12 protein-coding genes and 1 pseudogene are annotated in these 13,838 nt (G+C 71.6%); 7 read left to right on the top strand and 6 right to left on the bottom strand.

The annotated features are described in order from the left end of the window. Positions 1-47 precede the first annotated feature (47 nt). On the bottom strand, positions 48-1,013 hold the full coding sequence (locus tag ACWFR3_RS11025; RefSeq protein ID WP_453734264.1) for an AraC family transcriptional regulator: 966 nt from the start codon (positions 1,011-1,013) through the stop codon (positions 48-50). 123 nt (positions 1,014-1,136) lie between these two features. Here ACWFR3_RS11025 and ACWFR3_RS11020 point away from each other — a divergent pair, with 123 nt between their 5' ends. The 6 genes and pseudogenes from ACWFR3_RS11020 to ACWFR3_RS10995 form a co-directional block, all read left to right on the top strand. Then, a complete protein-coding gene (locus ACWFR3_RS11020; RefSeq protein WP_453734263.1) occupies positions 1,137-2,411 on the top strand; it encodes an FAD-dependent monooxygenase in 1,275 nt (424 codons plus the stop codon). Positions 2,412-2,500: 89 nt separating this feature from the next. Then, positions 2,501-4,003: a 4-hydroxyphenylacetate 3-hydroxylase family protein gene (locus ACWFR3_RS11015; RefSeq protein ID WP_453734262.1), complete on the top strand. Its 1,503-nt coding sequence runs from the start codon at positions 2,501-2,503 to the stop codon at positions 4,001-4,003. Further along, positions 3,990-5,420, top strand: a complete 1,431-nt coding sequence (locus ACWFR3_RS11010; protein WP_453734261.1) for an MFS transporter — start codon at positions 3,990-3,992, stop codon at positions 5,418-5,420. The genes ACWFR3_RS11015 and ACWFR3_RS11010 overlap by 14 nt, the downstream gene beginning before the upstream one ends. Positions 5,421-5,452: 32 nt before the next feature. Continuing rightward, positions 5,453-6,373 carry an SDR family oxidoreductase gene (locus tag ACWFR3_RS11005; RefSeq protein WP_453734260.1) on the top strand — a complete coding sequence of 307 codons (921 nt, stop codon included), beginning with the start codon at positions 5,453-5,455 and terminating at the stop codon, positions 6,371-6,373. A gap of 92 nt (positions 6,374-6,465) precedes the next feature. Next, positions 6,466-8,145 carry a beta-ketoacyl [acyl carrier protein] synthase domain-containing protein gene (locus tag ACWFR3_RS11000; protein WP_453734259.1) on the top strand — a complete coding sequence of 560 codons (1,680 nt, stop codon included), beginning with the start codon at positions 6,466-6,468 and terminating at the stop codon, positions 8,143-8,145. A gap of 125 nt (positions 8,146-8,270) precedes the next feature. Beyond that, positions 8,271-8,942, top strand: a pseudogene (locus tag ACWFR3_RS10995) (monodechloroaminopyrrolnitrin synthase PrnB family protein); the annotation flags it as partial. 81 nt (positions 8,943-9,023) lie between these two features. Here the strand turns inward: ACWFR3_RS10995 and ACWFR3_RS10990 are convergent. Both ACWFR3_RS10990 and ACWFR3_RS10985 read right to left on the bottom strand, forming a co-directional pair. After that, positions 9,024-9,872 (bottom strand): ABC transporter permease, encoded by an 849-nt coding sequence (locus ACWFR3_RS10990; RefSeq protein WP_453734258.1) that lies wholly within the window; start codon positions 9,870-9,872, stop codon positions 9,024-9,026. Next, the gene (locus tag ACWFR3_RS10985; RefSeq protein WP_453734355.1) at positions 9,869-10,765 is read right to left on the bottom strand and encodes an ABC transporter ATP-binding protein; all 897 of its coding nucleotides are present in this window, start codon (positions 10,763-10,765) and stop codon (positions 9,869-9,871) included. The genes ACWFR3_RS10990 and ACWFR3_RS10985 overlap by 4 nt, the downstream gene beginning before the upstream one ends. Positions 10,766-10,969: 204 nt before the next feature. Between ACWFR3_RS10985 and ACWFR3_RS10980 the strand changes: the two genes are divergently transcribed. Further along, positions 10,970-11,845 carry a helix-turn-helix domain-containing protein gene (locus tag ACWFR3_RS10980; RefSeq protein WP_453734257.1) on the top strand — a complete coding sequence of 292 codons (876 nt, stop codon included), beginning with the start codon at positions 10,970-10,972 and terminating at the stop codon, positions 11,843-11,845. A gap of 43 nt (positions 11,846-11,888) precedes the next feature. On the opposite strand, the gene ACWFR3_RS10975 is transcribed toward ACWFR3_RS10980, so the two are convergent. The 3 genes from ACWFR3_RS10975 to ACWFR3_RS10965 form a co-directional block, all read right to left on the bottom strand. Beyond that, a complete protein-coding gene (locus ACWFR3_RS10975; RefSeq protein WP_453734256.1) occupies positions 11,889-12,482 on the bottom strand; it encodes a sigma-70 family RNA polymerase sigma factor in 594 nt (197 codons plus the stop codon). A gap of 194 nt (positions 12,483-12,676) precedes the next feature. Further along, on the bottom strand, positions 12,677-13,456 hold the full coding sequence (locus tag ACWFR3_RS10970) for a hypothetical protein (protein WP_453734255.1): 780 nt from the start codon (positions 13,454-13,456) through the stop codon (positions 12,677-12,679). 84 nt (positions 13,457-13,540) lie between these two features. Further along, entirely contained in the window at positions 13,541-13,750 is a 210-nt protein-coding gene (locus ACWFR3_RS10965) for a hypothetical protein (RefSeq protein WP_453734254.1), read from the bottom strand. Positions 13,751-13,838: the final 88 nt, after the last annotated feature.

The raw sequence follows: 13,838 nt of genomic DNA, 5'->3' as shown, positions 1-13,838 counted from the left end.
TTGGCCGACCCGGCAGAGTGCTGCAATGCTGAACTGTCTGGTTCTGGTTAAGTTCCGTCTGCGGAAATGTCCTTCGGCGCGGCTTGTTCGAGCCGCTGCGCTCGGTACTCGCCGGGGGTCATACCGAACTCCTTGCAGAACGCCAGATGGAACCCCACATGGCTCCCGTACCCGATGATCCGGTGGATTTCCCGCTGCGGGACGGACGGATCGGCCAGTATTCTGCGCGCCTCCTGGAGCCTGCGGAACAGCAGGTGCCGGGCCGGTGGCTCGCCGACGAGTTCACGGAAGACCCGCGAGAATACGGCACGCGACATTCTCGCCTCACGGGCGAGCGATTCGACCGTCCAAGGGCTTGCGTACGAGGCATAGATGGCCGTCAGCGCCCGGCTCACCCCCTCGTGGCGCAGGGCTTTGAGCGCGGGAGAGGCTTCGGCCAGTTGTTCCATCGCCGTGCGCAGCGCCAGGACGAACACCATCTCGAATGCGCGCAGCGAAACCAGCTGTGCCCCCGGCGCCATCCGCGCGCCTTCCCTGGTCAGGCACTCCAGCGTGTAGTGCAGGAGCGGTTCGTCGCGCAGCATGTGGCTGCGCAGCACGATGATGCGGGGAAGCGCACGATACAGCGCGGGTTCCGTCACCGGGTCGTAATGCAAGCTGGCGCAGAGCATTTCGGTGTCCGGCGCCGCGCTTCCGATGGTGACGGAATCAGAGCTTCCGAGTGGGAGGTCCGAGAGGACGGAATTCAGCGGAGTCACCGCACACCCGGGGGCCGATGCAAAGGAATGCGCCGCCCCGTGCGGAAACATCGCGAGGTCACCCTCGTGCAGCCGTATCGCTTCTTCGTCGCCGAAGGATATGTAGCAGCCGTTGCGGACCATGTAATGGAGGATTGCGTGGCTGTCCTCCTCTCCCTCGATTCCCCAACTCCCGCCCGCCAGCCACTTGCTGTAGTAGGTATCGGCCAGCCTTAAGGGCTTGAGCAGCTCACTGAGCACGTCGGCCTGCGGCATGGACGATCCTTAAACGTTTTGAGTCTTCGGTTAATTGATCTTACCTCCCGGCCCGTCCAAACCTAGAGGGAGAGGGCCCGGCCACGGGGGGCGGCCCTTAAAAGAGCCACGGGGGAACGGGCTATGAACATCCTGATCGCGGGCGCCGGCATCGGCGGGCTGGCCGCTGCGCTGAGCCTGCATGCCGCAGGATGCGAAGACGTGCGCCTGGTCGAAGCAGCTCCGGAAATACGCCCGTTGGGCGCCGGAGTCAACCTGCTGCCGAACGCGGTACGGGAACTTGCCGCCCTCGGACTCTACGACGAACTGCTGGACAGGGCTGTCCCGTTGGAGCGGCTCGGCTACTACAACCACCGCGGCCAGACCGTGTGGAGCGAGGCGCGCGGCCGCACCGCCGGACACCACTGGCCCCAACTCGCCCTCACACGCGGCGCCTTGCAGGAACTCCTGGCGGACCGGGTGGCGGAGCGACTGGGTGCCGACGCCATCCGCACCGACGCAAGGCTCGCCGGCCTCACCGTGCTGGATTCCGGCCGGGTACGGGTGGACCTGACCCACCGTGCACACGGCGACGCGGTGAGCACGGCCGAGGCCGACGTCCTGGTCGGCGCGGACGGCATCCGCTCCGCCGTGCGCGGCGCGCTCTACCCGCAGGAGGGCGCGCCCCGCGCCCGGGGCGTGGTGGTGTGGCGCGGCGTGACCCGTGGCCGCCCGTTCATGGGCGGACGCTCGATGGTGGTGATGGGCGACGGCCGCTGGAAGGCCGTCGTCTACCCGCTGTCCGACCGGCCCGACGCCTCGGGCCTCGTGCCGGTCAACTGGGCCGCCTCGTACACCGGTGACCTCGACGAGCGACCGGAGAGGGTTCGCGACCGCTTCCTGCCCCGGTTCGCCGACTGGCGCTGCGAGGACCTCGTGCTCCGCGACGTCCTGGGCGGAGCGGAACCGGCGCAGGAGTTCCCCATGATGGACCGCGACCCGTTGCCGCGCTGGTCCTTCGGGCCGGTCACCCTGCTCGGCGACGCCGCCCACGCGATGGCGCCCATGGGCTCCAACGCCACCACACAGGCGGTGGTCGACGCGCGCACCCTGGCCCACGCACTGGCCCTGCACGCCGACCCGGTGCGCGCGCTCCAGGCGTACGACCGCGACCGGCGGCCCGCCATGAACCGGCTGCAGCTGATGAACCGGGCCAAGGGCCCGGAAATCGTCATCGACCTCGCCTGCGAGCGGGCACCCGACGGTTTCGCGCGCCCCGGGGACGTACTGCCGCGGCAGGAACTGGCGGAGATCGCGGACGCCTACGCCCGCGCCGCCGGCACGGACACGAAATCGGTCAACTCCCCTACTCCGTACGGGATTCCGGCACTTCCGATGCCCGCCGAGGTATCCGGCTGAAGCAGTCCGCCCCCGTGGGCGCCCAGCGCTTTTCCTTGCATCCGCAGCGCGACCGCAGCACCTTCACCCACCGTATTCCCAGGAGAGAAATGCCCCGCACCGGCCAGGACTACCTCGCCTCCTTGCGTGACGGCCGTGCCGTCTGGCTCGACGGAGAGCTGGTCAAGGACATCACCGAACACCCGGCCTTCCGCACCACCGCCCGCTCCATCGCGGACCTCTACGACTCCGCGGCGAAAGGCCCGGCGCGCGACGTGCTCACGGTGCTGCCGGAGGGCGCCGAGGAGCCCGTCCTGCGCGCGTACCACGTACCGCGCACCCACGCCGAACTGGTGGAGCGCCGCAAGGCGTTCAAGATCTGGTCCGAGGCCAGTTACGGCTTCCTCGGCCGCTCGCCCGACTACATGGCCACCGGCATCGCCGGATTCGTGTCCGCCCCCGAGGTGTTCGCCGGGGGCGAGTTCGACGGCCGGGGCAACCTGGCCGCGTACTACCGGCGGATGGCCGAGGGCAGCCTGTACCAGGCGTTCACCATCACGAACCCGCAGATCGACCGCACCAGGTCCGCCTCCGAGCAGGAGGAGGACGACCTGTACGTGCGCGTGGTCAAGGAGCGCGACGACGGCATCGTTGTCCGGGGTGCCAAGATGATCGGCACCGCGGCGGTATTCGGCGACGAGGTCATCGTCGGCACCATCGAACCGCTCGCCCCGCAGGACGTCGACTACGCCCTGTGCTTCTCCGTGCCCATCGACACCCCGGGACTGAAGTTCATCTCCCGCACCTCGTACGAGGCCGGGGCGCGCAGCGTCTTCGACAACCCGCTCTCCTCGCGCTTCGACGAGAACGACGCGCTGCTGGTGTGCGACGACGTGTTCGTGCCGTGGGAGAACGTGCTCACCTACCGGAACGTGGACGCCACCTTCCAGATGTGGTGGGGCACCCCCGCGTACACCAACTTCGTGCACCAGGCGTCCGTCCGCTACTGGACCAAGCTGGAGTTCCTCACCGGACTCGCGATCCTGCTGGCCAAGTCGAACAACACCTACCAGCTGCCGCCGGTCCAGATGCAGATCGGCCGCCTCATCGGCTGGCTGAACATCGCCAAGTCGATGGTGCTCGCGGCCGAGTCCGAGTACGAGCGGGTCGGCGGTGCCGCTGACGGCGCCGTGCACATCAGCCGCGAGATCGCTTCCGCGCACCGGGCCATGGCGGGCGACCTGTACCCCAAGGTCCTGGCCGAGCTCAAGATGCTCGCCGGCGGCGGCCTCATCCAGATCCCGGCCTCCGGCTACGACCTCAACCACCCGGAACTCGGACGGCTCGTCGCCAAGTACGTGCGCTCGCCCGGCACCCCGGCCGAGCAGCGGATAAAGCTCCTGAAGCTGGCCTGGGACGCGCTGGGTTCGGAGTTCGCCAGCCGCCACGAGCAGTACGAGCGCTTCTACCACGGCGCCCCGCACGTCTACCTGCCGGGCATCGTCAGGGACGGCCGTCCTGACCTGCTCGAGGCGTTCACCCAGTCCTGCCTCGACGGGTACGAGCTGGGCGAAGGCCCGGGGACAGGGGCGGTCCTCCATGGCGGCCGCTAAGAGCGGCTGGGCGCTGGCGCTGCTGGCGGGCACCCAGTTCGTACTGATCCTGGACACCTCGGTGATCAACGTCGCGGCCCCCTCCATGGGCCGAGAGCTCGACATCTCACCGGCGGCCCTGTCCTGGGTGGCCAACGCCTACCTGGTCTCCTTCGGCGGCCTGCTGCTCCTCAGCGGGCGGGTGGCCGACCTGCTCGGGCGGCGCAGGGTGTTCGTGTCGGGCCTCGCGGTCCTGATCCTCGCCTCCCTGTTCGGCACCTTCGCCAACAGCGCCGCGCTGCTCATCGCGGCGCGCACGCTGCAGGGCGTCGGAGCGGCGATGGCGGCGGCATCCGCGCTGGCCCTGCTGCTGATGCTGTTCGAGGAGGGGCCGGCAAGACACCGGGCGCTCGGCGTCTTCGCGGCGATGGCCGGCGCCGGAGGAGCGGCGGGCACCGTGCTGGGCGGCGTGCTGACCAGCTGGTTCGGCTGGGAGTCGACGTTCGCGATGAACGTCGTCGCCGGGCTGATCCTGATGATCCCGGCATTCCGGCTGCTGCCCGAAGGACGTGCGGAACGCGACGGACGCGGCATCGACCTGCCCGGAGCGGTCACGGTGACCGGAGGGCTCGCGCTCCTCGCGTACGCCGTGGTCAGCGCCGGAGAGGCGGGCTGGAACGCGCCGCAGACCCTCGGCACCGCCGCCGGGGCCGTGGTGCTGCTGGTTGCCTTCGTGCTGATCGAGCGCAAGGCGGCCGCACCCCTGGTGCCGCTGGACGTCTTCAAGCGCCGCACCCTGCGCTCGGCGAACGTCCTGTCCGCGATGTGGCAGATGTCGCTGTTCCCGATGTTCTTCCTGGTGAGCCTCTACCTGCAGAACGTTCTGGGGTACGACGCGGTCGGCGGCGGCCTCGGCCTGCTGCCGCTGTCCCTCACGGTGGTCCTGGTCGCGGGCGGCGCGGACCGGCTGATCGGACGGTTCGGGCTGCGCACCGTGATGTGCGCCGGGTTCGTGCTGATCGCCGTCGGCATGGCCTGGCTGTCCCGGCTCTCGGCCACCGGGTCGTTCGTCAGCGAGGTGTTGTTCCCCAGCCTGCTGCTGGGCGTCGCGCTGCCGCTGGCCTCCATCACCACCCAGGTCGCCGCCACCGCGGGCACCGGCGACGACGAGGCGGGGCTCGCCTCAGGGCTGGTCAACACCAGCCTCCAGTTCGGCTCCGTGATCGGCCTCGCGGCCCTTTCCGGAATCGCGGCGGCCCGCACCCCGGCGGTGGGCGCGGACGGCGCCGCAGCCCTCACCGAGGGCATCGGAGCGGCCTTTCTCGCCGGCGCGGTGATCGCCGTGATCGCGGTGCCGGTCGCGGCCCGCCTCCGTATCCCCGCACCTCCCGCGGCGAGCGGCAGCGCCGTCGCGGACACCGCTCCGGCCAACCGCTGAGAGACCCCCGTACAACCGGAAGGAAAATCCGCATGCCCGACAACAACACCCGGCGCTACCTGGTGACGGGAGCCACCGGCTTCCAGGGCGGGGCCGTCGCACGGCACCTCGCCGCCCGGGGGGCCGAGGTGATCGGCCTGGTCCGCAACCCCGCGAAGGCGGACCGGCCCGCGCCCGCCGGAGTAACCCTGGTCGGCGCCGACCTGGGTAACGCCGACGAGGTCCTCAACGCCTTCGAGGGCGTCACCCACGCCGTGGTGACCATCCCCCTGGAGTACGACACGGACACCGTGCTCTCCTACGCGCGCAACGTCGCCGACGCGGCCCGGAAGGCCGGCGTCCAGCGGCTGGTGTTCAACACCAACACCGCGCTGCCCGACGCGACGACCGAGTACGCCGCCTTCGAGACCCGGCGGGCCGCCGAGGGCGTCATCACGGCAAGCGGCGTGCCCACGGTGGTCGTGCGCCCGCCCGTCTACCTCGACAACCTCTTCAGCCCCTGGAACGGGCCCGCGCTTGTCAACGACGGCGTGCTCGCCTACCCGCTCCCCGCGGACCAGCGGGTGGCCTGGATGTCGCACGACGACCTCGCGCGGGTCGTCGCCGCCGCGCTGGAGAACGACGCGCTGGTGGGCCGGGTGCTGAACGTCGGCGGCGCGGACGTCGTCACCGGACCCGAGCTGGCCCGGGCGTTCGCCGAGGCGCTTGGCCGGGACGTGGCCTACCTCCCGCTGGACGTCCAGCAGTTCGAGGACGGGCTCGCCCACGTCGTGGGCGCGCCGGCCGCCGCGGGAGTCGCCGGGATCTACCACCACGTGAGCACCGGCGAGGCCCCCGGCCTGCTGGCCGCCGACCCGGCCCGGACGGAGCGGGAGCTGGGCATCAAGCTCACCCCGGCCGTCGAGTGGATCAAGTCGCAGCCCTGGGACCACTGGGCCGGGGCCGCCGGCTGACGGGCTGTCGGGGAGCCGCCCTGGGGAGGGGCGGCTTCCCCGGCGCACGCAGCGCACGCAGCGCACGCATGCAGAAGGAACGGGGGGAGCAAGTGGCAAACATCCGTGACCAGGACGGTAAGGCCCGTCGCAGATCCAGCATCCCGATCGCCGTGGTCGGCATCGGATGCCGACTGCCCGGAGCACGCGGTCCCGAGGAGCTCTGGGACCTGCTGACCAGCGGCGGCGACGCCACGACGGCGTTGCCGAAGATGCGCGAAGGGGATGCGGCGGTACGGGGCGGTTTCCTCGACGGCCTCGAAGACCCCGACGCGTTCGACGCCGCCTTCTTCGGGATTCCCCCCGAGGACGTACCGGCGATGGACCCCCAGCAGCGGTTGGCGCTCGTCGTCGCCTGGGAGGCCCTGGAGGACGCCGGTCTCGTCCCGGCCGCACTCTCCGGAACCCGTACCGCCGTGTTCCTCGGACAGAGCCACGCCGACCACTGGGAGCGGCTGCGCGCGACGGAGCCCGCACAGGAGGCGTCCGACGCGCTGGCCCGGCTGGCCGGCACCGAGCAGCGGGCGCTGCTCTCGGGACGGCTCTCGCACTTCTTCGGCTGGCACGGCGCCAGCCTGACCGTCGACACCGGACAGGCATCCTCGCTCGCGGCCGTCCACCTGGCCTGCGCCGCCCTGCGCAGCGGCGAGGCGACGCTCGCCCTGGCGGGCGGGGTCAACGCCGCGCTCTCCCCGGCCGTCACCGGCCTGTTCGCCCGGGCGGGCGTCCTGTCGCCCGACGGAGCCTGCCGCTTCGGCGACGCCCGGGCGAACGGTTTCGTACGGTCCGACGGCGCGGGCATCGTCGTACTCAAACCGCTGGAGCGGGCCCTGGCCGACGGCGACCGGATCCGGGCCATCCTGCGCGGCAGCGCCATCAGCAACGACGGGGCCGCCAAGGAGCATGTGACCGACCCTTCGCAGACCGGCCAGCGGCTGGCCATGCGCTGGGCCCACGAGGACGCGGGCACCTCCCCGCACGAGGTCGGCTACGTCGAGGCCCACGGCACGGGAACCCGCATCGACCCGGTGGAACTCGGGGCCCTCAACGACGTGCACGGCGAAGGGCGTTCCCCCGGACTGCGTTTGCTCGTCGGCTCGGTCAAGACGAACATCGGGCACTGCGAGGCGGCCGCCGGAGTGGCCGGACTCATCAAGGCAGTCCTGTGCCTGGAGCACCGCACGGCGCCGCCGAGCCTGCACTTTCAAACGCCGTCCCCCCGGGTCGACTGGGCGGGGGTCCCTCTCGTGGTCCCCACCGCGAACGAACCGCTTCCGGTGGACGGGCGGCCCGCCCTCGTCGCGGTCAACGGCCAGAGCATCTCCGGCGCGAACGCCCACGTGATCCTGGCCGAGGCCCCGACCGCGGCATCCGAGAGGCCCGGCGGCGACGGCCCCTGGCCCCTGCGCCTGTCGGCGCCCACCGAGCGCGGACTCTCCCTGCTCGTACGGGCGTACGTCGACCACCTCGCCCCGGACGGCCGGGGGCGCGCGCACTTGGCACGGGACATCTGCTGGACCTCCTTCGCCCGGCGCACCCCGCACGCCCGTCGGCTCACTGTGCACGGCAGCACCCACGACGAATTCCACCGCGCGCTGACGGCGCTCCGCGTCGACGGCGCGTGTACGGACGCGGGCTCGCCCGGCGACCCGGCGGAGTGTTTCCCCGCCGGTCCCGGCGCGGTGGTCCCGCTGCCCCGGCACCCCTGGAACGCCGGCGCCCACCCGCTCTGAGGCGCAGCGCCGACCACGTTCCCGACGCGCCCGCACCGCCCGACGACGTACGGAGCGCGCGTCCTTTCCGCACCTTCCCCCTTTCCAGCCCTGCCACGGGCTGCACCTTCCCATGGAGAAAACCGATGAAGTCACCGACCGACCTCGACCTCGGCAACCCCATACGCGTGGCGGCCATCCAGGAGCTCGACCCGCTGGCCGCCGACCTCGCCTGCTTCACTCTCCGTCGGCAGAACGCGCAGGCGGACCTGCCCGCCATGACCGCCGCCCTGCGCGCCCTCACCCCGGCTGTGGAGCGCGTCGACGCCTTCTCCACCGAGGAGTGCGTGGCGGCGATGCGGGACCTGGGGATGTTCCTCGGCTCGATCAGGCGGCACGAGGCGGAGCCCCTGGACCTCGTCCCCGAAGCCCTGCCCGTCCTGCACGAACTCGGCCGCCGCACCGACATGGTGCCCCGCGACACCGTGCACCACTACTGCACCTGGAACCCGGTCGGCGACCGGCAGCGGATGTACACCGGCGACATCCAGGAGGCGTACCTCCAGGAATCCGTGCGCATGGTCTTCCCGCACCTTCGCGCGGGACTCGAACTGTCTTCCACGCTCAGTGAAATGCCGCTGGAGGACCCCAAGTTCGCACGGCTCACCGACGAGCTGACGACGCACGTGGAGACGATGGTGACCTCCATCGACATGGTGGTCAGCCACGTGAGCCCGGAGTTCTTCGCCCGCACGCTGCGCCCGTACTTCGAGGAGATCACCGTCGACGGACGCGTCCTGCTTGGCCCCGCTGCCGCGCAGGTGCCGCTCTGGCTGATCGACGAGGCCGTCTGGGCCTCCGACCGGAGCGAGCCCGAGTCTTACGGCGCGCGGGACACCTCAACCCACCCTCCGCAGCGCCCTCTCCCGGCGCATCGCCACACTGGAGCCCGACTCCCTGCGTGCCATGCGGCGCAGTACGACCGGGGCCACGAGCAGGCCGAGTACGGCCCATGCGCCGAGGACACCGGCCGTCTCCCAGGGTCGCCAGGAGCCGGCGATCTCGATGGCGGCCGCGCTGTCCGGCAGCAGGGCCGAGCGCATGCCGAGGCCGAGCCAGTAGACGGGGAACGCCTGGGCGGCCCACTGCAGCCAGTTGGGCATCGCGGTGACCGGGTAGAAGATGCCGGAGATCGCGATCATGCCGAGGACCGGCAGCTGGATCAGTCCCTGGCTGCGCGCGCTGGTGAACACCGAGCCGAGGATCGCGCCGATCGGCAGGGTCGCGACCATGCCGAGGGCGAGGACCCAGATCAGCGTCAGCCAGGAGCCGGGGCCGCCGATCGCGAGACCGCCCACGATGAAGATGCCGGGGACCAGCAGGATCGCGAGGTCGGCGAGCAGGCCGCCCGCCACCGAGACGACCTTGCCGATGAGGTAACCCGGCATCCCGTTCGGCGTCGCCTTGGCGCGCAGCAGGGTGCCGTCCTCGCGTTCGGCGGTGAGCGCCTGGCTCATGCTGACCATGCCCATCGCCGCGTTCATGCCCAGGATGCTCGGCAGGGCGAGGGTGCCGAGCAGGAGTCCGCTCGTGCCGAACGCCGTGTCCCGCATGAAGAACATGACGCTCAGCATCAGCACCGGCCAGAGCAGATGCGACAGCACGTCACCGCCGTTGGTGAACGACTGCCGCAGTTCGATCAGGCCACGGGACCAGCCCGCGCGGAGCGCCACGCCCGTCCCGTTCACAGGGCCGCCGCCTTCCCGGCCGCCGCACGCGTCCGGGCCCCGGCCGGCGTACCGTCCTCGCCGTGTCGTCGTACGAGCGCCAGGTAGGTGTCCTCCAACGAGGCCCGGCGGACCTCCAGTTCGCTCACCGCATCGCCGTGCTCGCGCAGCAACCCGCGGACGAACGCCGTCGATTCGGCCGTCGCCTTCACGAAGTGCCGTCCGCCGCACGTCCAGCGCACCTCGTCGTCCCCCACGATGCGCCGCGCCAGGTCAGCCGCCGAACCGTCCGCGATGATCCGTCCCCCGGACAGGATCAGGATGCGGTCGGCGAGCTTGTCCGCCTCGTCGAGATCGTGCGTGGTGAGCAGGATCGTGGTCTCGTGATCGGCGGCGAGACGGTGGACGAGTCCGTGGAACTCCTGTCTTGCCTCCGGGTCGAAGCCCGCGGTGGGCTCGTCCAGGAACAACAGTTCCGGGCGGCCCACGATCCCGATCGCCACGTCCAGCCTGCGCCGCTGTCCGCCGGACAGCGTCTTGACCTTCTTGCCCGCGTGCGCGGTCAGGCCGACCGCCGCCATGAGCTCGTCGGTGTCCCGGGGCCGACGGAGCGCGCCGGTGGAGTAGGGGGCGTAGTACGTCCCCAGGTGCGCGAGCAGCTCTCGCACCCGCCACTTGCCGTGGTCGCGCCAGGACTGCAGGACGACTCCGATGCGCGCACGCCATGCCTCCGTGCCCAGCGCCGGGTCCGTGCCGAGCACCTGGACACGGCCCGCCGAACGCATGCGGAACCCTTCCATGATCTCGATGGTGGTGGTCTTGCCCGCCCCGTTGGGTCCGAGCAGGGCAAGCACCTCGCCGCGCCGCGCCCGGAATGTCACGTCGCGCAGCACGTCGGCCGTGCCGTAGCGCATCCGCAGCCCCTCGACATCGAGCACGACGTCCCCCTCGCTCGTCGCCGTCACGTCAACTCCTCGCCGTATGCGTCCAGATGACGGCGAAGCTACGTTGCGTTCAGTGTGGCTTCAATGAATTACTGGGGTGATACCCCTCCCCCATAGGGGATTTCGGGGATTCATTGCAATGAACTTGCCGATGAACGCAAGGAGGCCGCGCTCATGCCGGGAGGCAGGCTGACGCATCAGGACCGCCGGCACATCGGCGAGGGCCTCGCCGAAGGACGCGGGTACGCCGAGATCGCCCGGCAGCTCGGCAGGCCGACGTCGACCGTCAGCCGCGAGGTGACCCGCAACGGCGGGCCCGCGGGCTACCGCGTCGACCACGCCCACCTCGCCACCGAACGACGCGCCCGCCGCCGCGGGAAGATCCCGCGCCACGATCCGGCCACACCCGCCGATGCCTACGGACGCCACCCCGACGCCGTACGCGATTTCGCCGAGCAGCTCGCGGCGCTCATGGTCAGGACGGGGGTACCTCGCATGGCCGCGCGGGTGCTCGCCCGCCTGATCACCGACGACTCCGGCAGCCTCACCGCCGCGGACCTGGTCCAGCGGCTGCGGGTGAGTGCCGCGTCGGTCTCCAAGGCCGTGGGCTATCTGGCGGATCTGGAGGTGATCCGCCGCGTGCGGGAACCCGGTCACCGCCGCGAGCGGTACGTCATCGACGACGACGTCTGGCTCCGGGCGTGGATGACGAGCGCCCAGAAGCACGCCATGTGGGCAGAGACGGCGCAGCGAGGGGTCGACGTCCTCGACGCGGCGACGCCCGCGGGGGCCCGGCTCGCCCGGATGAGCGAGTTCTTCGCGACCCTCAGCGACGACATGGGCGGCGGCGGGCACGACGCCGTGGACGACGCGCTGACGTTACTGGCGGCGCTGCGGCACGCGGGCGCGTCTCTTTCGGCGGACCGTCTGACGGAGGACCGTCTGACCGCCGCACTGGGCTGGACTCCGGAGCGCGTGACCGCCGCCTTGCGCTGCGCGGATCAGGACCGGCTCACTCCTGAGCAGCTCAGCGCCCTGACGGGGTCCTGACGGCCGCCCGACTCGGAGCCGGGCGGCCGTCCAGGGGCGGGCGTCAGGCCGCGGACCCCACGAGTGCGGGGCGTTCGGCATCCCGCAGTCGCTCCATCAGCGAGACACGGGCCCGAGCCACGCGCGAGCGGACCGTGCCCACCGGGCAGCCGGTGAGCAGCGCGGCCTCCGCGTAGGGCAGCCCCAGGAGCTGGGTGAGGACGAAGGCCTCACGCCGCTCGTCGGGCAGCGTCGCGAGCAGGTCGGCGAGGACCACGCCGTCGTCGAAGCCCGGCAGGCCCCTCGGCTGGGCCCGCTCGGCGGCGGACTGCCAGTCGTCCGTGTCACAGAGGCGGGGCCGGGCCGCGGCGTGCCGCAGGCTGTCGATCACCGCGCGCCGGGCGATGGAGAGCAGCCAGGTACGGGCGGACGAGCGCCCCTCGAAACGGTGCAGGCTGCCGAGCGCCCGCAGGAACGTGTCCTGCGTCAGGTCGTCGGCGGCCTGCGGGTCGCCGCCCAGGTACGTCACGTACCGGCGGACGTCCCGGTGCAGGGCGCGTACGAAGTGCTCGACGGCCTCGGGGTCACCGGCGCGGGCGGCGAGCGCCCAGGCCGTTATCGACTCGTCGGGTGAGCTGGGCAGGGCAGGAATGATCACCTGGTGTCCTTCTCGGGAATCCGGGATCCGGACACGCCGTGCGCACAGGCGTCTGTGTGTCTCGTCGACGGCGCGACCACGCGTCCGGCGATCCGGTGATGGGGGGTACGGCCGCGCAGGAGTGCGTACGGCCGATGCCCGAGCCGTCCTGCCGCGCGGCATGGCGCACGGTGACGGCGTCGGGGAACCAGCTGTCAGGCGACAGCGGTCCCGGCGGGCGGACCCCGAGAAGTGATGACGTGCACGAGAAGCAACTGCCGCGGCCGGCCCGCCGGACGGTGGCGGCGGAACCGGATGCGGGGCCGGTGGGCGGGCGAGGGCAGCGCGAGGGGAACCCGCAGCGGGGCGACGAGCCACCCGGCGAAGGCACGCGCGACACGGAAGGCCGCGCGTTCGCCGTGCGCGAGCCAGAGGCCGCAGAGGAGAGCGGCGAGCAGGTGGGCGGCGAGCATGCCGGTCGGCGACATGCCGCTCATGTCATGGCCGCCGCCCATGTGTTCCATGTGCTCCATGGAGGACCCCGCCGAGGGCGTCGCCGACATGTCAGGCATCGCGGGCATGGGCGTCGCCCCCGAGGCGGCCCCCCAGGCAGCCCCCGACGGCGACGCGGACATCACCGAGCCCTGCCCCCTGCCCGTCGCGTCGGCACCCATCGGCGCCGCGCAGAGCATGTGCTGCACCCACCGCCGTACGAGCGGCACTCCGCCGGAGGGCTGCGCGGCGGCCTGCGCCAGGGAGAAGCCCGAGTGCAGCGCGGCCTGCGCGGCCACGGTCACGGCGACGACGAGGGGCAGCCCCCGCTCGCGCCCGGCGAGCGCCCACGCGGTACCGCCGACCCCGATCGCCCCGGCACCCAGCGTCCATCCGGGCACGGAGGCCCCCGACATCAGCACGTGCCCCAGGGCAGCGAGCAGCACACAGGCGGCCGCGAACACCGCAGCCCGTACCGCGCGAGAACACCACCCAGCAGTCATGGCGGGGCCATCCTTGCATTCGCGCCACTTCTTTCACGGGTGGGTACGTGAAATGAACCCGGTCCGCTCAAACAGCTTCAGGACTTATCGGTGGCCCCCGCCCGAATGCATGTCGTGCCTCCCGGTGTCGGTGCCGGCGCCGGGGTCCGTCTCCGTCTCCTTGTCCGGCTCGGTCCGCTGCACGCCGGGCTCGTCCGGGCCGACGGCCGACCCCACGCCGTACGACACCGCGAAGACCACCGCGAGCAGCACGAGGAACCCGCAGAGCGGGGCAAGCCGGGGGCGATCGCTCATCGCCGCTCTCCTGACACTCGTGAACGCGACGGCGCGGAGCGTTCGCGCCCGCGCCTCTTCAGGAGTCGGCCGCGGACGGCCCCGAGTT

This window comes from Streptomyces sp. NPDC055189, from assembly GCF_053606765.1.
The sequence above is the reverse complement of the archived record's forward strand: the minus strand, read 5'-3'. Positions and strand labels throughout refer to the sequence as shown.